Source organism: Streptomyces griseoruber (assembly GCF_001514205.1).
Taxonomy (GTDB): domain Bacteria; phylum Actinomycetota; class Actinomycetes; order Streptomycetales; family Streptomycetaceae; genus Streptomyces; species Streptomyces griseoruber.
The window spans coordinates 234,269-253,353 of the sequence record NZ_KQ948766.1 but is presented as its reverse complement, the minus strand read 5'-3'; the positions used below and the strand labels follow the sequence as shown (position 1 = coordinate 253,353).

The following is a 19,085-nucleotide window of genomic DNA, read 5'->3' as shown; positions in this document are numbered from 1 at the left end:
GGCCCGTTGCCGTGCCTTGCCTTGCCTTGCCGTGCCTAGGCGTGCGGGCCGAGCCCCAGCGAGCGCTTCAGGAAGTCGACCTGGAGCAGCAGCAGATTCTCCGCGACCTGCTCCTGCGGGGTCATGTGCGTGACGCCGGACAGCGGCAGCACCTCGTGCGGCCGGCCCGCCGCGAGCAGCGCCGAGGACAGCCGCAGGGCGTGCGCCACGACCACGTTGTCGTCGGCGAGGCCGTGCACGATCATCAGCGGCCGGTGCGGCTCGGCGGGCGCGGACAGCCCCTCGTCGGTGACGAGCGAACTCTTCGCGTACGCCTCCGGGTTCGTCGCCGGGTCGCCGAGGTAGCGCTCGGTGTAGTGGGTGTCGTACAGCCGCCAGTCGGTGACCGGGGCGCCCGCGATGCCCGCGTGGAAGACGTCCGGGCGGCGCAGCACCGCGAGCCCGGCCAGCCAGCCGCCGTAGGACCAGCCGCGGATCGCCACCCGGGTCAGATCCAGGGGGTGGGACTTGGCCAGATCCTGGAGCGCCTCGATCTGGTCGTCGAGGCTGACGGTGAGGTCGTGGTGGACCGCCTTCTCCCAGGCGGGGGAGCGGCCCGGGGTGCCCCGCCCGTCGGCGACGACCACCGCGAAGCCCTGGTCGGCGAACCACTGCGAGGTCAGATGCGCGTTGTGGGCGGCGAGGACCCGGGGGCCGTGGGGGCCGCCGTAGGGGTCGAGGAGGACGGGCAGCAGGGGTGCGGAGGGTTGCGAGGTGTCACCCGGGTAGTCCGTAGGCATAAGCACGGCGCACGGGATCCGCCGTGCGCCCCCCTCGGTGAGGATCACGCGCGGGGACAGACCGGGATCTTCCGCATACGACCGGACAGTCGCCGTCTGCTTCCCGTCCCGCAGGATCCGCACCAGGCTCCCCGGCCGGTCGAGCCCCGCGGACACCAGCACGGTCACGCCCCCGGCGCGCACGGCGGAGTGCACACCGGGCTCCTGGGAGAGGCGCTCAACCCCGAGTTCGTTGACCCGGTAGACATGCACCTCGCCGATTTCCGGGCTTTCCGCCTCCGCGCCGGCCGACGCCGAGAGCAGCACGTCGTCAGCCGTGACGTCCAGCACCGCCCGTACGTGCAACTGTGCCCCCGTCAGCGGACGTTCGCCGACCGCGAGGACCCGGGCACCGCCCTCGTCGGCGATCCGGACCAACCGCCCCGAGGGGCTCCAGCACGGCACACCAGGGAAAAGATCCAGCCAAATCGGATCTTCGTCGGCGTGCACCATCCGGGTCGCCCCGGACTCCGTGTCCACCGCCAGATACAGCTGGCTGCGCTGATCGCGCGCCTGGACCAGAAGCAGCGGCGCACCCGCCCCTGACCAGTGCACTCGCGCCAGATACGGGTACCGCGCCCGGTCCCAGACGACCTCCGTGCGCACCCCGTCCAGCCCGAACACGAACAGCCGGACCTCGGCGTTGGCCGTCCCAGCAGCTGGATACGGCACGTGTTGTGGGTCACGTTTCGGCTGTGCGGGGTCTGAGATCCACCACCGCTCCACCGGCGTGTCGTCCACCCGCGCCACCAGCAGCCGGTCCGACTCCGGGGCCCACCAGAAGCCCCGCGAACGCGCCATTTCCTCGGCCGCGACGAACTCGGCCAATCCATAGGAAACCGTGCCGGATTCCGGCTCCGCGACCGCCCGGTCGTCCTCGCCCTCGGCGCTCACCACCCGCAGCGCACCCCCGGCGACATACGCGACGAGCCGCCCATCGGGGGACGGACGGGGATCGACCACCGGCCCCGGCACCCGGATCTCGCGCGCCGTACCGGCCCTCAGTTCGGCCGTGAAAAGCCGCCCCGACAGCGAGAAGGAGGCCAGTTCCACGGCCTCGTCGGTGGCGTAGCCGACGATCCCGGCACCGCCCTCGCGGCTGCGCTCCCGGCGCGCCCGCTCCTCGGCGGAGAGGTCCTCCGCGGCACCTCCGAGCAGCCCCCGAGGATCGGCGGCCAGCCGCTCCTCACCGTCCGCGGGATCGAGGACCCACAGGGCGCCTGCGCGATCCGTACCGGAGCCGGAGCGCAGGAACGCGACCCGGGAGCCGTCGGGGGCCACCGTGAACGAACGCGGCGCGCCGAGCGTGAAACGCTGGGTGCGCGCGTGCCGGCGGGGGAAGGAGTCGGACTCGGTCGTCATCCCACGACCATATTGGCCATGCGCCCCCTTGTGCGGCTGTGCGCCGAGAGATGCGCACGTACTCGTAGTTATGATCACTAGCGCACTGTGGGTATGAACCTGCTGGCAGTTGTATGGATTTACAAGTTCCCTCGTTCTGTTCTGCCCCCACGTTCCCGGGTTCTTGGAGGTGAGCCGCCGTGGCACTCTCGATTTCGGCGGTGGTGCTGCTGGCGATCATCGTCTTCTTGTTGATCAAGAAGTCAGGGCTGAAGGGCGGTCATGCGGTCGTCTGCATGCTGCTCGGCTTCTACCTCGCCTCCTCGACGATGGCGGGGACGATCAACGATCTGACGACGAGCGTGGCGAGCATGATCGGCAGCATCAAGTTCTGACGCACGCCGTCAGTGCCCTGACGCGTACGACACGAAGTCGGCCCATGCCTTCGGCGAGAGCCGGAGGCGGGGGCCGGTGGTGTGCTTGGAGTCGCGGACGTGGATGGTGAGTCCTGCATCACGTTTCTCCCAGTAGTTGCTCGATGAAGGTGAGTGACTGCCCGGGCGTGCGGGCTTGGGCCCGGATGGTGCCGTACCGCAGCCCCAGGATCCTCGGTTCCTTCAGGTCCGAGGTGGCACGGCCACCGAAGGCCCCGTCGGAACGCCCCAAGGCTGTGCCGTCCGCGAACTGGTCGGCATCACCTGGAACGTGACGTTGCGCAACTGCGCTACCTCCAGCAGATGTTCGAGTTGTCGACGCCTGACCATTGTGCCTCCGACGCGACGGCGCAACGCGGCCTCTTCCTGCACGAAGCTGAGCGCCGGCACGGGAGTCCCAGGCGCTCGACCTCCGCCTCCGGGTAGGGCGGCTGGCGCGCTCCGAACAGGGCTCGTGCGTGCTCGGGAGTCTGCAGAAGCCCGTGAACGCTGAGCCCGACGTAGACCCCGATCTCGACGGCCCTGGCCTCCATGGCCGCCAGATCCCGCATCTTCTTCGGGTACCGGACCTTCTCCACGTCCTCCTTCATCGCGGAGAGCAAGCCACCGGCCCCCAGCACCTCGTCGGCCCGGTCCAGGAACGCCGGCGGACTCCCGCCGAAGCTTCAACTGCCGCCCCACTCTGCGTGAGGTGATCCACGAAACCGGCACGGGAGCTTGCCTGTTGCCCGAACCCGACGACTCGCGTTCCGGTGCGAGGGGCGCTCTCTTCCAAGGACCGCGGCGGGGAAAAGACCCTCACCAAGCCCCACCCCTCCCGCCGCGGGCGACGCTCACTCGCGCGCACAAATGCGACGGCCCCCGCCGGGAGCGCAATCCCGATGCGAGGGCCTGACCACCGAGGAAGTCAAGAGCTTCCCGCTACTCGTCCTGAGGCCGGTGGCCTCGACGTCACCGACGAGATCCGCGAGCGCATCACCACCTGTGATGATCCGGATCTCCTGCGTATCCGGCTCACCCGGGCAGCAACAGCAGCCTGCGCCGCGGACGTGTTCACCGAGCCGGAAGACGACGCCTTAGTCTCCCGAGGAGGGAGATGGCCGCCGGGCGGCTGTCGCCTCGTAGGGTGGCCCCATGACGGAACTGCCCGCTCGGCGTCTGCTTCTGGTGCACGCGCATCCGGACGACGAGTCGATCAACAACGGCGCGACCATGGCCCGGTACGCGGCCGAGGGTGCTCGGGTGACGCTGGTGACCTGCACGCTCGGAGAGCGGGGGGAGGTCATCCCGCCGGAGCTGCGGCATCTGACCGGTGCCGCCCTCGGTGAGCACCGGCTGCGTGAGCTGACCGACGCCATGGCCGCGCTCGGTGTCGGGGACTTCCGGCTGCTCGGCGGTGTGGGGCGGTACGGCGACTCCGGGATGATGGGCATGGCCGACAACGACGATCCCGGCTGCTTCTGGCAGGCCGCTGTCGACGAGGCCGCCACCGCGCTCGCCGAGGTGATCCTCGAGGTGCGTCCCCAGGTCGTCGTCGCCTATGACGACAACGGCGGCTACGGCCACCCCGACCACATCCAGGCCCACCGCGTCGCCCTGCGGGCCGTGGACTTCGCGGCAGGGGCTGAGGCAGGGGGCGGATGGAGTGTCCCCAAGGTCTACTACAACCGCGTGCCGCGTTCCGTCGCCGAGACCGCCTTCGACCGGCTCCGCGAGGAGCTGCCCACGCTGCCCTTCGGCAAGAGCGCCGCCGTCGCCGACGTACCCGGTGTCGTCGACGACGACCGGATCACCACCGCGATCGACGGCACCGCGTACGCGCCCGCAAAGGCCGCCGCGATGCGCGCGCACGCCACCCAGATCGAGGTCGCCCCCGGCGAGCGCTACTTCGCGCTCTCCAACGAGCTGGCCCAGCCCCTCTTCACCACCGAGTACTACGAGTTGGTGCGCGGGGAGCCCGTCAGGGATTCCGGACCGGGCGCCCAGAACAGGGAGACCGACCTGTTCGCCGGAGTCGAGGCCGGGAACGAGGAGGTCGCCTGATGTCCGGTGTCGGTTCGATGCTCGCCCAGCCCCTCCAGCGGCCCTCCGCCGGACGGATCGCCGCCTACCTCGGGCTTTTCGTCCTCGGCGCGGTGACCGGCCTGGCCGGTGCGCTCGTGCAGGCCGGCTGGTTCCCCGGCGGACTGCTGCTCGCGCTCGCCGGCGCGGCCGGGCTCTTCCTCGGCGGCGCCCGGGCCGCGAACAGCCGTGCCGGGGCGGTCGCGTCGGCCGCCGGCTGGATGGTCGCCGTGATCGTGTGCACCGCGGGCCGTCCCGAAGGAGACTTCCTGTTCGGCGCGGGAGGCGGCTCCTACCTCTTCCTGCTCGGCGGTATGGCTCTCGCTGTGATCTGCGCCACCCTTGGGCTGGGGCGGCAACCGGACCGCCCCGACGTCCGACTTGGCAAGTGACGTACCACTTCGCAGGGCGCGGCCGTGCGAGTCCCGTGCGGGTTTCAACGGCGGTCGTGGGATACGCGCCAGAAGTGGCCAGTATGGTGGTGCGCGCCGCCGAGCTGCCCGAGAGGTCGTGGCGAGCGGTGGAGTCAACCTGGAGAACCTGCCTTGAGTCGTGAAACTGACAGTCCGTCCTCCGGGCCCAACGGGCGCGGCGGGGCGGCGTACCCCTCGGGTACGCCGCCGTACGGCATCCCCGTGGTGTCCGACCCCGGTGCGGACGCGGGCCGTTCGGCCGACCGGCCGGAGGAACGCAAGACCGAGACCACGCTGACGACCCGGATCCGGATCAACATCCCCGGTTCCCGGCCCATTCCGCCGGTCGTCGTGCGCAAGCCCGTCGCCGACTCCGAGGTCGACGACACCAACACCGGCGCGCAGCCGCGGCCCGCGGCCGGGGCCGGCAACTCCACCGGCTCCATCGGGTCCTCCAACGCGACCGGTTCCTCCGGTTCTTCCGGTTTCTCCGGGTCCGACACGGGCGGCTTCGCCGCGCCCGCCGAACCCGCGGCCGCCGGAGAGGAGAAGGCGAGCGACTGGTTCGCCCCGCGCAAGTCCTCGCCCGGCAAGGGCGGTCAGGGCGGCGGAGCGACCAACGGGGCGGGCATTCCGGGCGGTTCCGCCGCAGGTGTGGGTGCTTCCGGCGCTTCCGGCGCTTCGGGTGCCCCTGGTGCCGGCGCGCCGGGGGCTCCGGCCGGTGGCGCACGCCCCGCTGCCGGGCGACCGGGCGGCGGACGGCCCGGTGGCGTGGTCGGCTCCATGAGCGCGCCGCTCGGCTCCCGGCCGGGCGGCACCAACGGCGCCGGGCTCCCCGGTGCCACCGGCGGTCCGGTGGCTCCCGGGCACGGCGGCGGCACCGGTTCCTTCGACGTGACCGAGGCGCTGTCCGCGGGCCCGCTCGGCAACTCGCGACCCGCGCAGGGGCAGGCGCCGGCGGGTCAGGGGGGCGGCGGTGCCGGGACGCCCCGCGACGAGCTGCCGTACTTCTCCGACAACGGCCGTGGCGACCAGCAGGGCCTCCCCGGGGCGAACGGCCAGGGCGCCGCCCCCGGTCCCGGCAGCCGGCACGACTTCAACGGCCCCGAGGGTCCCTCCGGCCCGCACGGCCGCGGCGGCCCGCAGGGTCCCACCGGCCCGACGGGCGGCCCGGTCACCGGCGACGGCCCGATGGTGCCCCCGGTGGCACAGAGCGCGTCCGGCACGGCCGTCCGCGCCCCCGGCGCCCCCAACGGCTACGGCGGTCCCGGTGGTCCCGGTGGTCCCGGTGGTCCCGGTGGTCCCGGTGGTCCCGGTGGTCCCGGTGGTCCCGGTGGTCCCGGTGGTCCCGGTGGTCCCGGTGGTCCCGGTGGTCCCGGTGGTCCCGGTGGTCCCGGTGGTCCCGGTCGACCTGGTGGCCCCGCGGGTCCCGGCGGCCCCCGTACGACCGCTCCCGGCACCGGAACAGGTACCGGACCCGGCTCGGCTCGGCTCCCCGGCGGCGGTCTGAGCGACGACACCGCGGTCCTCACCCCGCAGATCCAGGCCCCCGGGCCGGGCGCCGGCGGCTACGGCCGTCCCGCCGACAACGTCTCCGGGCACACCGTCACCAGCGGCATCCCGGTCGTGCCCTCCGCCGGCCAGGGCAACCCCGGCGCGCCCACGCCCTTCGCGCCCGGTGGTACGCAGAGCGGCGGACCGGGGGCGAAGAACGCGCCCAAGCCGGCCGCCGGGGCCGCGCAGAACGCGTCCGGCTCGAAGAAGGCGAAGAAGAAGGGCCGCAGCAAGCTGGTCCTGCTCGGCGGCGTCCTGGTCCTCGGCGGTGTCGGCGTCTACGGCGCCGGACTGCTGATGAACCACTCCGACGTGCCCAAGGGCACCACCGTGCTCGGCGTCGACATCGGCGGCAGCACCCGCGACGAGGCCGTCAAGAAGCTCGACGACGCCTTCGACGAGCGGGCGGCGCAGGCGCTGAAGCTGTCCGTCGACGGCGACACGGTCTCCCTCAAGCCGGACCAGGCGGGCCTCCAGTTCGACATCCAGGCCACCCTCGACGACGCCGCGAAGAGCGACTACAACCCGGTCTCCGTGATCGGCTCGCTGTTCGGGCAGCACCGTGAGATCGAGCCCGAGATGCCGGTCGACGAGGAGAAGCTCCAGGCGGCGCTGCAGAGCGCGGCGGGCGGCGCGGGCTCGGCCACCGACGGCACCATCAAGTTCGAGTCGGGCAAGGCCGTCGCCGTCTACGGCAAGGCGGGCAAGGGCATCGACGCGGCGAAGGCCGCGGAGGCCGTCGTCGCCGGGTACCGCACCCAGGTGGAGAACGGCTCCACCGCCGCGGTGATCGTCCCGACCACGACCAAGCAGCCGACGATCACCGACGCCGAGGTCGACCGGATGATGAAGGAGTTCGCCGAACCGGCGATGTCCGGCCTCGTCACCGTGCAGACCGACGCGGCGCACAGCATTCCGTTCGGGCCGGTGTCCCTGCCGAAGATCCTTGGTGTCAAGGCCATCGACGGGAAGCTGGTGGAGACGTACAACCTGAAGGCACTCGAGAAGGCGTACGGCAGCACGTTCGACGGCGTGAAGGTCGACGGAGCGAGCGGCAAGCGGGACGTCCTGCCGCAGGATGTCGTCGCCGCTCTGCGCAAGGCTCTGCGGGGCAAGACAGCGGCGGAGCGCATCGGAGTCATCGACACCAACCCGACCTGACCGTCGGCCGTCCGTGAACGCGTAGGAGGCCCGTCCCGGGGCAGGGACGGGCCTCCGCGGGCTTTCACCGGTGCACGGGCACGGTCACGGCGACGCAGTTGATCTCCGAGGCGGCGACCGAGGCCGTCGACGTGCTCGGCGGGTCGGGCCGAGCAGCGGTCAAGCCGGCCCCTCGGATGTGCCCATGCCGCTGAGTTTCCGTGCCGCGCGACGGCACATGACATCTGTCATGCGGCACCGAGGACGCCCGACACTGCCCCCGCCCGCGTCCTGCGGGCGACGATCGGGACATGACGACGAAGACAGCAGCCCCCGGGGCGAAGACAGCACCCGTGGTCGGCTTCGACCGCGTGAGCAAGGCCTACGGCGACGTACGCGCCGTGGACGGGCTGACCCTGGAGCTGCACCCCGGGGAGACCGTGGCGCTGCTCGGGCCCAACGGGGCCGGCAAGTCCACCACCCTCGATCTGCTGCTCGGGCTCAAGCAGGCCGACGGCGGCGAGGTCAGCGTGTTCGGCACCAGCCCGCGTGAGGCGATCGTCGCCGGGCGGGTCGGGGCCATGCTCCAGAGCGGCGGCCTGATGGACGAGGTCACCGTCGGCGAACTGGTCGGCCTCGCCTGCGCCCTGCACCCCAGGCCCTACAAGGTCTCCGACGTGCTGGCCCGCGCGGGCATCGCCCAGATCGCCTCCCGCAAGGTCAACAAGCTCTCCGGCGGCCAGGCCCAGCGCGTCCGCTTCGCGCTCGCCACGGCCGGCGACAGCGATCTGATCGTCCTGGACGAGCCCACCACCGGCATGGACGTCACCACCCGCCAGGGCTTCTGGGCCACCATGCGCGAGCAGGCCGACCAGGGCCGCACGGTGCTGTTCGCCACCCACTACCTCGAAGAGGCCGACGCCGTCGCCGACCGCGTCCTGGTCCTGCACCGGGGCCGGCTGCTGGCCGACGGCACCGCCGCCGAGATCAAGGCGAAGGCGGGCGCCCGCAGGATCTCCTTCGACCTCGAGGGCGACATCGACGAGCCCGCGCTGCGCGCCCTGCCCTTCCTGACCACGTTCGACCTCTCCGGGCAGACGGTCCGCATCCAGTCCGCCGACGCCGACGCCACCGTCCACGCGCTCTACGGCCTCGGCGTCCACCCCCGCAACCTCGAAGTCGCCGGGCTCGGTCTGGAGCAGGCCTTCGTCGCCATCACCGCCGCCGAGGAGGCGAGGACCAAGTGAACAGCCTGATCAGGCTGGAACTCGCGCGCGCCCTGCGCAACCGCAAGTTCCTGTTCTTCTCGGTGATCTACCCGTCGGTGCTGTTCCTGCTGATCGCGGGCAGCGCCGACGCCACCACCAGGGTCGGCGGCACGGGCCTGACCCTGCCGACGTACATGATGGTCTCGATGGCCTCCTTCGGCGCCCTCACGGCCGTCCTGATGGGCAACAGCGAGCGCATCGCCAAGGAGCGCGAGAGCGGCTGGGTGCGCCAGCTGCGGCTGACCACGCTGCCGGGCCGCGGATACGTCCTGGCGAAGACCGCGAGCGCGGCCGTCGTCAGCCTCCCGTCGATCGTGGTGGTCTTCGCCGTCGCCGCCGCCGTGAAGGGCGTACGGCTGGACGCCTGGCAGTGGCTGGCGCTCACCGGCGCGATCTGGGCCGGCAGCCTCGTCTTCGCCGCCCTGGGCGTCGCGATCGGCTACCTCGCGAGCGGGGACGCGGTCCGCCCCATCACGATGATCACCTACTTCGGGCTGTCGATCCTCGGCGGTCTGTGGATGCCGACGACGACCTTCCCGCAGTGGCTCCAGGACATAGCCAGGTGGGTGCCCACGCACGCGTACGCTGCCCTGGGGCAGGCGATCGAACAGAGCCAGGCCCCGCACGCCAAGGACATCGCCGTCCTGGCCGTCTTCTTCGCCCTGTTCACGGGCGGCGCGGCCTGGCTGTACCGGAAGGACACGCTGAAGGCGTGAGTGCCATGACGGACGACCCGCTGCCGGAGGAAGCCCGCAAGGGACCGCCGATCCTGCTGGGCCAGGCGGCCCGCACCCGACGCGAGCTGTGGCGGCGCAAGCTGCTGTGGATCGGCGTCTGGCTGGTGTTCCTCAGCTCACCGGTCCACGACCTGGTCTCCGGCCACCACACCACCGCCGGCACGGTCGCCGGCTGGACGGGACTGGCGGTGTTCGTCGCCGTCTACCTCTCGCTCCTCTTCCGCGACATGGGGGCGACGCCCTACCCGTCGAAGGTCGTCCACGGCCTCATCGGCGCGATGGCGGTGCTCGCCGTCGTCCTGTCCCTCACGCTCGGCTCCGCCTGGCTCGGCCTGTTCTGCTACGTCTCCGTGGCCGGCGGAATCGCCCTGCCGCTGCGGATGGCGTTCTGGGCGATCCCGGGCACGGGCGCGGTGCTGATGCTCGTCGGCCTGCGCACCGACGTGGGGGAGGCCGCCAACCTCCTCGTCCTGGTCCTCCTCATCGGCTTCGCGATGACGGGCGTGAGCCAACTGGTGCGTACGACGGTCGAATTGCGCAAGGCCCGCGCCACCGTCGCCCAACTCGCCGCCAACGAGGAGCGGTTGCGCCTGGCCCGCGATCTGCACGACCTCCTCGGCCACTCCCTCTCCCTGATCACCCTCAAGAGCGAGCTGGCCGGCCGGATGCTCCCCGACCACCCCGAGAAGGCGGCCCAGCAGGTCGCCGACATCGAACAGGTCAGCCGCCAGGCCCTGGTCGACGTCCGGGAGGCCGTCACCGGCTACCGGCGCCCCCGCCTCGCCGCCGAACTCGCGGGCACCCAGGTCGCGCTGACGGCGGCGGGCATCACCGCCGTGACCCCGGCCGAGCCCGACCTCGACGGCGTCCCCGAGGAGAGCGAGTCCGCCCTCGCCTGGGCCCTGCGCGAGGCCGTCACCAACGTCGTACGGCACAGCGGCGCCACCCGCTGCACGGTGGAGGTCCACCGGCGCCAGACCCTCGACGGCCCCCGCCTCGAACTCCGCGTCGAGGACAACGGCTCCGGCGGCTCCGGCAAGGGCCCCGGCAACGGCCTGACCGGCCTCACCGAACGCCTGGAGAAGGCGGGCGGCACCCTGGAGGCGGGCCGGGTCAAGCACGGCTTCCGGCTGACCGCCCGCGTCCCGGCGGGCACCGCCGCGGACGTAGGATCCCGCCCATGAGCGACGGCACGATCAAGGTCCTGCTGGCGGAGGACCAGTCGATGGTCCGCGAGGCGCTGGCGGCCCTCCTCGGCCTGGAGGACGACATCGAGGTGGTCGCCCAGGTGGCCCGCGGTGACGAGGTCCTCGCGGCCGCCCGCACCCACGCCGTGGACGTGGCCCTCCTCGACATCGAGATGCCGGGCTGCACCGGCATCGAGGCGGCGGCCCTGCTCCACCGGGAGATCCCGCACCTGAAACTGGTCGTCCTCACGACCTTCGGCCGCCCCGGCTACCTCCGCAGCGCCATGGAGGCGGGCGCCGACGCCTTCCTGGTGAAGGACGCCCCGGCCGCCCAACTCGCCCAGGCGGTACGCAAGGTACTGGCGGGGGAGCGGGTCATCGACCCGACCCTGGCGGCGGCGGCTCTCGCGGAGGGCGCCAACCCCCTGACGGACCGCGAACGCGAGATCCTCCGGGCGGCGGCCGACGGCTCCACCAACGCCGAACTGGCGGCGGAGCTCCACCTCTCGCAGGGAACGGTGCGCAACTACCTCTCGACGGCGATCCAGAAACTGGCGGCGCGGAACAGGGCGGAGGCGGTACGGATAGCCAGGGAGAAGGGCTGGCTCTGAAACCGGCGCCGGACGCGGCTCACCCGCTCAGTTCAACATCGCCCGCGCCGCATGAGCCTCCCTGCGCACCTTCGCCGCCGCAGGCTCGTCCACCACCTCCACCAACGACGCGTACTCCTCCAACTCCGCTGCCCCGCCCAGGAAATCCCCCCGCTGCACCAGCAACGCCCCCTTCTCGTACCGCAACCGGGCCGGATGGGACGGCACCAGCAACGACAGTTCCACCGCCCACAACCCCACGTCCGACCGCTCCGGCCGGGCCGCCGCCCACGACCGGATGTTGTTCAGGATCCGCATCACCACCGACAACGGCTCCGCCGGCACCAGCATCGACGGCTCCAGCCGTGTCGCCCCCGCCCCGGCCACCAGCAGCTCCGCGTCGCCGCCGGACAGCACCCGCCCCCCGTCGAACGGATCGACCAGCACCTGCCGTTCGAGATCCTCCGGCGGCCCGAACCCCACCACGAAGTGCCCCGGCAGCGCGACCCCGTACACCGGCGCCCCCGCCCGCCGCGCCACCTCCACCCACACCACCGACAGCAGGATCGGCAGCCCCCGCCGCCGCAGCAGCACCTGATGCAGCAGCGAGGACTCCAGCCGCTGATAGTCCGCGCCGGAGCCCCGGAACCCGTACCGCCCGCCCAGCAGCTCCTCCAGCGCCCGCGCCCACGCCCGCGCCCCGCCCGGCCGGAAGGGCACCTCCCCGGCCAGCCGGTCGAGTTCCATCTGCGCGGCGTCCACCCCGGCCTCGCCCAGCTCCGGGTCCGCCGCCGCGCCGACCAGCAGACACAGCGCCGCCAGGTCGGGCCGCTCGGCCCGCGCCTCCTCGGCGAACAGCCGCCGCACCTCCGCGGGGTCGTACGCGCTCACGACGGCTCCCGGTAGTGGTGGTAGGCGTGATGCGCCGAGAACCCCATCCCGGCGTACAGCGCCCGCGCCCCCGCGTTCTCCTCCTCCACCTGGAGCCAGGCGGCCGAGGCGCCCTCGTCCAGCGCCCGCCGGGCCAGCGCGGCCATCACGATCGTGGCGAGGCCCGTGCGGCGCTGGGCCGGATCGACCTCGACGGCGCCGAACCCGGCCCACCGCCCGTCCACGACACACCGCCCGATGGCGACGGGCGCACCACCCGCCGGACCGGGTATCGACGCGAACCACACCGAAGGCCCTCCCCCGCTCCCGGCTTCGCTCGAGCGGGGGGACCCCCCTCCGAGCACCTTCAGGGCCACCTCGCTCACTCCCTTGCGCTGATACCGGGCCAGCCATGCCTCGTCGGCCGTCCTGCCCAGCACCACACCCTCAGCGTCCGCCCGGTCGGCGACCGGCGCCAGCGCCCCGGTCCACAGTTCGGCGGTCACCTCGCGCACCCACCCGCGCCGCTCCAGCTCCGCGCAGAGCAGCTCCTGGGTCCCCTCGGCGCCCGTCGCCGTCTGCACATAGGCCGGCAGACCGCGCTCGCCGTACCAGCGTCGTACGGCGTCCAGGGCCGCGTCGAGCGGCAGGCCGGGGTCGCCGAGCGGCAGCACGGAGTTGGCGCGGCGGGTGAACCCGGAGGCGGCCCGCAGCTCCCATGCGCCGAGCCGCTCGCTCTCCACCGGCCGCCAGGCCCGCGAGGCGGCCCGGGCGAGTTCCTCGTACGTCGCGGCGGGACCCCGGCGGCGGGCCGGTGCGGCCGGTACGGCCTTCCCGGCCACCAGCGAGGACTCGTCAATCCGGACGACCTCCCCGCTCTTCCGTGTGATCACGAGCACACCCTTGTCCCATGATGTGAGAACACCCACCGTGTCGGTGAATTTCCCCTCCGTGACCCCAGGGTCGCTCAACCGTCGCACCGAGACGCGTTTGCCCACGTCAGCAATGGTGATACGGACCTCGAGGCGTCCGTAAGCCGAGAATTCCACTGGTCGGTCCACCCCTCCTGTTCGGATCATGCCCAAGAACGGAGATACTAGGGGCGGGCATCGACGACGCCGCGCTCCCGCGCGCCAGGCGGCAGGGCCTGAGGAGGCCCGCCAGCGCCCTATCGAGGAGGAACGACAGCGTGACCTACGTCATCGCGCAGCCTTGTGTCGACGTGAAGGACAAGGCGTGCATCGAGGAGTGCCCGGTCGACTGCATCTACGAGGGCTCCCGGTCCTTGTACATCCACCCGGACGAATGCGTCGACTGTGGTGCCTGTGAGCCGGTCTGCCCGGTCGAGGCGATCTTCTACGAGGACGACACTCCGGAGGAGTGGAAGGACTACTACAAGGCGAATGTCGAGTTCTTCGACGAGCTCGGCTCGCCCGGCGGCGCCAGCAAGCTGGGTCTGATCGAGCGCGACCACCCCTTCATCGCCGCGCTGCCGCCGCAGGCCGAGTAACCGCGAAGCGGCCCGCACCACACGTGCCGCCTCGGTCCCGTACGGCCTGATCCGCTCTGCCGGCCGTGCGGGACCGGGGCGTTTGCCGTCGGTACGACAGCGTTCGTACGACCGCGTCCGACGAGAAAGTGAGCCAGAACCCGTGTCCGCAGTCTCCGACCGCCTGCCCACGTTCCCCTGGGACAAGCTGGAGCCGTACAAGAAGACGGCCGCCTCGCATCCGGACGGCATCGTCGACCTCTCCGTCGGCACCCCGGTCGACCCGGTCCCCGACCTGATCCAGAAGGCCCTGATCGACGCGGCGGACTCCCCGGGCTACCCGACCGTCTGGGGCACCCCGGCGCTGCGCGACGCGATCACCGGCTGGCTGGAGCGCCGGCTGGGCGCCCGTGAGGTCACCCACCGGCACGTCCTGCCGATCGTCGGCTCCAAGGAACTCGTCGCCTGGCTCCCGACCCAGCTGGGCCTCGGCCCCGGCGACCGGGTCGCGTACCCGCGCCTCGCCTACCCGACGTACGAGGTCGGCGCCCGCCTGGCGCGCGCGGACTTCGAGGTGTACGACGACCCCACCGCGCTCGACCCGGAGGGTCTGAAGCTCCTCTGGCTGAACTCCCCGTCCAACCCCACCGGCAAGGTCCTCTCCCAGCAGGAGCTGACCCGGATCGTCGCCTGGGCCCGTGAGCACGGCGTCCTGCTGTTCTCCGACGAGTGCTACCTCGAACTGGGCTGGGAGGCCGACCCGGTCTCGGTCCTGCACCCGGACGTGAACGGCGGTTCGTACGACGGCATCGTCGCGGTCCACTCGCTCTCCAAGCGCTCGAACCTCGCGGGCTACCGCGCCGCCTTCCTGGCCGGCGACCCCGCGGTCCTCGCCCCGCTGCTGGAGATCCGCAAGCACGGCGGCATGATGACCTCGGCGCCGACGCAGGCGGCGGTCGTGGCGGCCCTCGGCGACGACACCCACGTCCACGAGCAGCGCGCCCGCTACGCGGCCCGCCGCGCCCTCCTGCGCGAGGCCCTGGTGGCCCACGGCTTCCGTATCGAGCACAGCGAGGCCAGCCTCTACCTCTGGGCCACCCGCGAGGAGTCCTGCTGGACCACGGTCGCCCACCTCGCCGACCGGGGCATCCTGGTCGCCCCCGGCGACTTCTACGGCGAGGCGGGGGCCACCTTCGTCCGCGTGGCCCTGACCGCGACGGACGAACGGATCGCGGCAGCGGTGTCGCGCCTGGCGGCGGGCTAGGGCAGGGAAACGGAACGGGGCCCAGGGGCGACGCCCCGGACCCCGTCCGCCTCACCGGCGTACACCCCGGTGTCAGCCGAGCGGCAGGCCCTTCACCGTGCCGCCGCCCGGCAGCCCGCCCTTGGTGAGCGCGTCCGTCGGCAGCCCGCCCTTCGTCGCGGACTTGGCGGTGTCCCCGAGGACACCCCCGGCGGACCCGGCGGCCTCGCCGGCCACCTTCTGCACCGCCGGCGTCGCCTTCTTCACGGCCTTGCCACCGGACTTGCCCGCGCCCGGCACGGCCTTCTCGACGGCCTTGCCGCCGGCTTCACCCGCGACCCCGGTCGCACTGCGGGTCGCACCGTCGAGCGTCTTGCCGACGGTCGCCCCGTCCAGGGCGGTCAGCCCGCCCAGGTCAGGGGTGGCGGGCAGGGTGGAGGGGGCAGCGCTCGCGGAGCCGGCCGCACCGACCCCGGCGGCCGCTCCCGCAGCGACGAGCAGCGCGGCACGGGCGATCCTGCGGGTCAGGGGGAGGGACATGGTGCTCCTTCGACGGGAGAGAACAGAGAACGCTGTGACTACCGCTCGAAGCCGCCGAAGGTTGCGCACGCCCGATGTAAAGAGTTGGCAATGCGTCGCATTATCGGGCCGTGGATAAAAGCGGGCGAAAAGTACCCGATAAGCACCCGATGTGAAAGTCCGTCGAACGGCCGGAGCCCAGCGCCCCCAAGGATTCCGCCACACCCGTACGGGAGGGCGCGAAAACCGGGCGCCGGGTCGTCCCACGGCCCCCGCACCCCACCCGCCCGGGTGAAGACCCGTACGCCTGCCCGTACGCCTGCCCGTAACCCTGCCCGGCCTGCTGCCCGGTCTACTGCCCGGTCACGATCCGCACGCTGCCCGTGCCGCCGCCCGACCCCGCCGCCCCGGCGGCCTCCGTGCTGCCCGAGCCCGTGGGCCGCCACTGGCTGTCGGTGTTCCCGGCGGTCCACTCCCGTCCCGCGTACGACACCTGCCGGATGTGCAGCGCCGAGGCGTTGGCGACGGCCCAGTGCGCCAGCTGCCATCCCCGCTCACGGACGGCGCGCCCGGCGGACGTCTCCCGGGACACGGGCAGCGTCACGGTGTGCCCGTCGGTCTCGGCGGTGGGCACGCCGTCGTCGGCCGAGGCGGACGCCTTGCTGTTCCCGTCCTCCTCCTCCGCCTCCTCCAGCGCGTCCCGCCCGAAGTCCCGCGAGAGCGCCGCGCGCACCGCGTCCGGGCCGGTGGCGGCCGGCGTGGCCGCCGCGCTCGCCGTGCCGGTACCCAGGCGTCCGTCGCAGGTCAGGGTGGCCGCCGAGGTCCCGGTGAGCGCGGCGGCCAGCATCACGGCGTCCGCCTCGTGCTTGGCGTACGCCTCCGGGTAGCCGCTGCGCTGCACCTTCTGCGCGGCCACGGTGAGCGGGAGTTCGGTGTAGTCGGGCACCTTGGCGAGGTGCTCGTAGAAGATGCTCGCCGCGTACGCCGGGTCCGTGACCTGCTTCTCGGTGCCCCAGCCCTGCGAGGGCCGCTGCTGGAACAGGCCGAGCGAGTCCCGGTCGCCGTGGGCGAGGTTGCGCAGCCCCGACTCCTGGATCGCGGTCGCCAGCGCGATGGCCACGGCCCGCTCGGGCATCTCCCGGTTGGTGCCGACGGCGGCGATCGTCGCCGCGTTCACCGCCTGCTCGGGCGTGAACTCGTACCTCGCCTTGTCCCCCGTGCCGGAAACGACTCTGCACCCGGGATCGTCGGCCCCACCGGTGACGTACTGGACCACGACATAGCCCGCGACGGCTGACAGAACCACGCAGGACGCGCCGATCCGGAGGAGGCGGCGGCCGCGACGCTTGGGGGAGGGGGACTGCTCTGGCACGCGTACAAGGTACTGGAGAGTACGGAAACGGAGGAGACGGGTGCGCAGCCTGTGAAGAGCGGTCCGTGGATCTGGCGCGTTAGGGTCGACGCCATGGCCGACACCCCCCTTGATCTCACGCTGGACGCCGCCGCCCTCACCGCGCAGCTCGTCGACTTCCCCTCCGAGAGCGGCACCGAGAAGCCCCTCGCGGACGCGATCGAGACCGCGCTGCGCGCGCTGCCGCACCTCACGGTGGACCGGTACGGCAACAACGTGATCGCCCGGACCGACCTGGGCCGTCCGGAGCGGGTGATCCTCGCCGGCCACATCGACACCGTGCCGATCGCCGGCAACGTCCCCTCGCGCCTCGACGAGGACGGGGTCCTGTGGGGCTGCGGCACCTGCGACATGAAGGCGGGCGTCGCCGTCCAGCTGCGGATCGCGGCCACCGTCCCGGCCCCCAACCGCGATCTGACGTTCGTCTTCTACGACAACGAGGAGGTCGCCGCCGACCTCAACGGCCTCAAGCATGTCGCCGAGGCCCACCCGGAGTGGCTCGTCGGCGACTTCGCGGTGCTGCTGGAGCCGTCGGACGGCCAGGTCGAGGGCGGCTGCCAGGGCACCCTGCGGGTGCTGCTGAAGACCTCCGGCGAGCGGGCCCACTCGGCGCGCGGCTGGATGGGCTCCAACGCGATCCACGCCGCCGCCCCCATCCTGGCCCGCCTCGCGGAGTACCGGCCGCGGTGGCCGGTCATCGACGGCCTGGAGTACCGCGAGGGCCTGAACGCGGTCGGCATCCAGGGCGGGGTCGCGGGCAACGTCATCCCCGACGAGTGCGTGGTCACCGTCAACTTCCGCTATGCGCCCGACCGCACCGGGGAGGAGGCGATCGCGCACGTGCGGGAGGTGTTCGCCGACTGCGGCGTCACGGAGTTCGTCGTCGACGACCACAGCCCCGGGGCGCTGCCCGGCCTCTCCCACCCGGCGGCGGCCGCCTTCATCGAGGCGGTGGGCGGCACCCCGATGCCGAAGTACGGCTGGACCGACGTCAGCCGGTTCTCGTCGCTCGGCGTCCCCGCGGTCAACTACGGCCCGGGCAACCCGCACCTGGCCCACAAGCGCGACGAACGCGTCGAGGTGGCGAAGGTCCTGGCGGGGGAGGAGCGGCTGCGGGCCTGGCTCAGCAGCTGACCCTGGGCGCTCGACCCCGGGCTCTTTGTGCCGGACACGCTTACGTCCCCCGTCCGTAACCCGGGTGGATCTACGCTGGCACGGAAAGACCTGCAAGCGGAGGGAGCGCACATGGCTACCGGAAACCCCGAGGGGAAGAAGCAGCCGCCGGACGAGCAGCGGCTGGGACCGGTCCTCCGACGGCGGGGGCAGGTCACGGCGAGCACCACCGACCAGCGGCTGCTCGACGCGGGAGGCCCCTCGGACTGGGTCCACACGGACCCCTGGCGCGTCCTGCGCATCCAGTCGGAGTTCATCGAGGGCTTCGGCACCCTGGCCGAACTGCCCCCGGCGATCAGTGTGTTCGGCTCCGCCCGGACACCCGTCGACTCCCCGGAGTACGAGGCGGGCGTCCGCCTCGGCCGCGCCCTCGTCGACGCCGGCTGGGCGGTGATCACGGGCGGCGGCCCGGGCGCGATGGAGGCGGCGAACAAGGGCGCCTGCGAGGCGGGCGGCACCTCGGTCGGCCTCGGCATCGAGCTCCCCTTCGAGCAGGGCCTCAACCCCTACGTCGACATCGGCCTCAACTTCCGCTACTTCTTCGTCCGCAAGATGATGTTCGTGAAGTACGCGCAGGGCTTCGTGGTCCTGCCCGGCGGACTCGGCACCCTGGACGAGTTCTTCGAGGCCCTCACCCTCGTCCAGACCCAGAAGGTCACCCGCTTCCCGATCGTCCTCTTCGGCACGGAGTACTGGGGCGGACTGGTCGACTGGCTGAAGAACACGCTGGTCGCCCAGGGCAAGGCGGCCGAGAAGGACCTCCTCCTCTTCCACGTCACGGACGACGTGGACGAGGCGGTCGCCCTGGTGTCGAAGGAAGCGGCCCGCGACTAGCCG

General features: G+C 72.4%; 18 protein-coding genes and 1 pseudogene. 12 read left to right on the top strand and 7 right to left on the bottom strand.

Translation table 11 applies throughout. The features are described 5' to 3' along the window. Positions 1 to 35: 35 nt before the first annotated feature. Positions 36 to 2,180: a S9 family peptidase gene (locus tag AQJ64_RS13330; protein ID WP_055635484.1), complete on the bottom strand. Its 2,145-nt coding sequence runs from the start codon at positions 2,178 to 2,180 to the stop codon at positions 36 to 38. 179 nt (positions 2,181 to 2,359) lie between these two features. Between AQJ64_RS13330 and AQJ64_RS13325 the strand changes: the two genes are divergently transcribed. After that, positions 2,360 to 2,554: a hypothetical protein gene (locus AQJ64_RS13325; RefSeq protein WP_055635483.1), complete on the top strand. Its 195-nt coding sequence runs from the start codon at positions 2,360 to 2,362 to the stop codon at positions 2,552 to 2,554. A 9-nt stretch (positions 2,555 to 2,563) separates the two neighbouring features. On the opposite strand, the gene AQJ64_RS45645 is transcribed toward AQJ64_RS13325, so the two are convergent. Both AQJ64_RS45645 and AQJ64_RS45640 read right to left on the bottom strand, forming a co-directional pair. Then, positions 2,564 to 2,659, bottom strand: coding sequence for a DUF397 domain-containing protein (locus AQJ64_RS45645; RefSeq protein ID WP_079061671.1), 96 nt, complete (start codon positions 2,657 to 2,659; stop codon positions 2,564 to 2,566). 13 nt (positions 2,660 to 2,672) lie between these two features. Beyond that, a pseudogene (locus AQJ64_RS45640) lies at positions 2,673 to 3,240 on the bottom strand (DUF5753 domain-containing protein); the annotation flags it as partial. Positions 3,241 to 3,727: 487 nt separating this feature from the next. Here AQJ64_RS45640 and mshB point away from each other — a divergent pair. The 7 genes from mshB (at position 3,728) to AQJ64_RS13285 (ending at position 11,564) form a co-directional block, all read left to right on the top strand. After that, a complete protein-coding gene (gene mshB / locus AQJ64_RS13315) occupies positions 3,728 to 4,636 on the top strand; it encodes an N-acetyl-1-D-myo-inositol-2-amino-2-deoxy-alpha-D-glucopyranoside deacetylase (protein ID WP_055635481.1) in 909 nt (302 codons plus the stop codon). After that, entirely contained in the window at positions 4,636 to 5,046 is a 411-nt protein-coding gene (locus AQJ64_RS13310) for a DUF6113 family protein (protein ID WP_055635480.1), read from the top strand. Before mshB ends, AQJ64_RS13310 begins: the two co-directional genes overlap by 1 nt. 153 nt (positions 5,047 to 5,199) lie before the next feature. After that, complete coding sequence (locus tag AQJ64_RS50715; protein WP_059202647.1) at positions 5,200 to 7,782, top strand: hypothetical protein; 2,583 nt, start codon at positions 5,200 to 5,202, stop codon at positions 7,780 to 7,782. A 290-nt stretch (positions 7,783 to 8,072) separates the two neighbouring features. Next, a complete protein-coding gene (locus AQJ64_RS13300; protein ID WP_055635478.1) occupies positions 8,073 to 9,008 on the top strand; it encodes an ABC transporter ATP-binding protein in 936 nt (311 codons plus the stop codon). After that, positions 9,005 to 9,745, top strand: a complete 741-nt coding sequence (locus AQJ64_RS13295) for an ABC transporter permease (protein WP_055635477.1) — start codon at positions 9,005 to 9,007, stop codon at positions 9,743 to 9,745. Before AQJ64_RS13300 ends, AQJ64_RS13295 begins: the two co-directional genes overlap by 4 nt. A 5-nt stretch (positions 9,746 to 9,750) precedes the next feature. Then, a complete protein-coding gene (locus tag AQJ64_RS13290; protein ID WP_055635476.1) occupies positions 9,751 to 10,950 on the top strand; it encodes a sensor histidine kinase in 1,200 nt (399 codons plus the stop codon). Next, on the top strand, positions 10,947 to 11,564 hold the full coding sequence (locus AQJ64_RS13285) for a response regulator transcription factor (RefSeq protein WP_055635475.1): 618 nt from the start codon (positions 10,947 to 10,949) through the stop codon (positions 11,562 to 11,564). Before AQJ64_RS13290 ends, AQJ64_RS13285 begins: the two co-directional genes overlap by 4 nt. A 27-nt stretch (positions 11,565 to 11,591) precedes the next feature. Here AQJ64_RS13285 and AQJ64_RS13280 read toward each other — a convergent pair whose 3' ends face one another. Both AQJ64_RS13280 and AQJ64_RS13275 read right to left on the bottom strand, forming a co-directional pair. Then, positions 11,592 to 12,434, bottom strand: coding sequence for a transglutaminase-like and tetratricopeptide repeat-containing protein (locus tag AQJ64_RS13280; protein WP_059202646.1), 843 nt, complete (start codon positions 12,432 to 12,434; stop codon positions 11,592 to 11,594). Beyond that, positions 12,431 to 13,462 carry a GNAT family N-acetyltransferase gene (locus AQJ64_RS13275; RefSeq protein ID WP_063808081.1) on the bottom strand — a complete coding sequence of 344 codons (1,032 nt, stop codon included), beginning with the start codon at positions 13,460 to 13,462 and terminating at the stop codon, positions 12,431 to 12,433. The genes AQJ64_RS13280 and AQJ64_RS13275 overlap by 4 nt, the downstream gene beginning before the upstream one ends. Positions 13,463 to 13,602: 140 nt before the next feature. Here AQJ64_RS13275 and fdxA point away from each other — a divergent pair, with 140 nt between their 5' ends. Further along, a complete protein-coding gene (gene fdxA, locus AQJ64_RS13270) occupies positions 13,603 to 13,923 on the top strand; it encodes a ferredoxin (RefSeq protein WP_030961637.1) in 321 nt (106 codons plus the stop codon). A gap of 142 nt (positions 13,924 to 14,065) precedes the next feature. After that, on the top strand, positions 14,066 to 15,166 hold the full coding sequence (locus AQJ64_RS13265) for a bifunctional succinyldiaminopimelate transaminase/glutamate-prephenate aminotransferase (RefSeq protein WP_055639140.1): 1,101 nt from the start codon (positions 14,066 to 14,068) through the stop codon (positions 15,164 to 15,166). Between the two features lie 72 nt (positions 15,167 to 15,238). On the opposite strand, the gene AQJ64_RS13260 is transcribed toward AQJ64_RS13265, so the two are convergent. Further along, complete coding sequence (locus AQJ64_RS13260) at positions 15,239 to 15,685, bottom strand: hypothetical protein (RefSeq protein WP_055639141.1); 447 nt, start codon at positions 15,683 to 15,685, stop codon at positions 15,239 to 15,241. A gap of 331 nt (positions 15,686 to 16,016) precedes the next feature. After that, positions 16,017 to 17,036, bottom strand: a complete 1,020-nt coding sequence (locus tag AQJ64_RS13255; protein WP_079061630.1) for a VldE C-terminal domain-containing protein — start codon at positions 17,034 to 17,036, stop codon at positions 16,017 to 16,019. A 93-nt stretch (positions 17,037 to 17,129) separates the two neighbouring features. On the opposite strand from AQJ64_RS13255, the gene dapE reads away from it, so the two are divergent. After that, positions 17,130 to 18,209, top strand: coding sequence for a succinyl-diaminopimelate desuccinylase (gene dapE, locus AQJ64_RS13250; RefSeq protein WP_055635253.1), 1,080 nt, complete (start codon positions 17,130 to 17,132; stop codon positions 18,207 to 18,209). Between the two features lie 111 nt (positions 18,210 to 18,320). Beyond that, positions 18,321 to 19,082, top strand: a complete 762-nt coding sequence (locus AQJ64_RS13245) for an LOG family protein (RefSeq protein ID WP_055635252.1) — start codon at positions 18,321 to 18,323, stop codon at positions 19,080 to 19,082. Positions 19,083 to 19,085 lie beyond the last annotated feature (3 nt).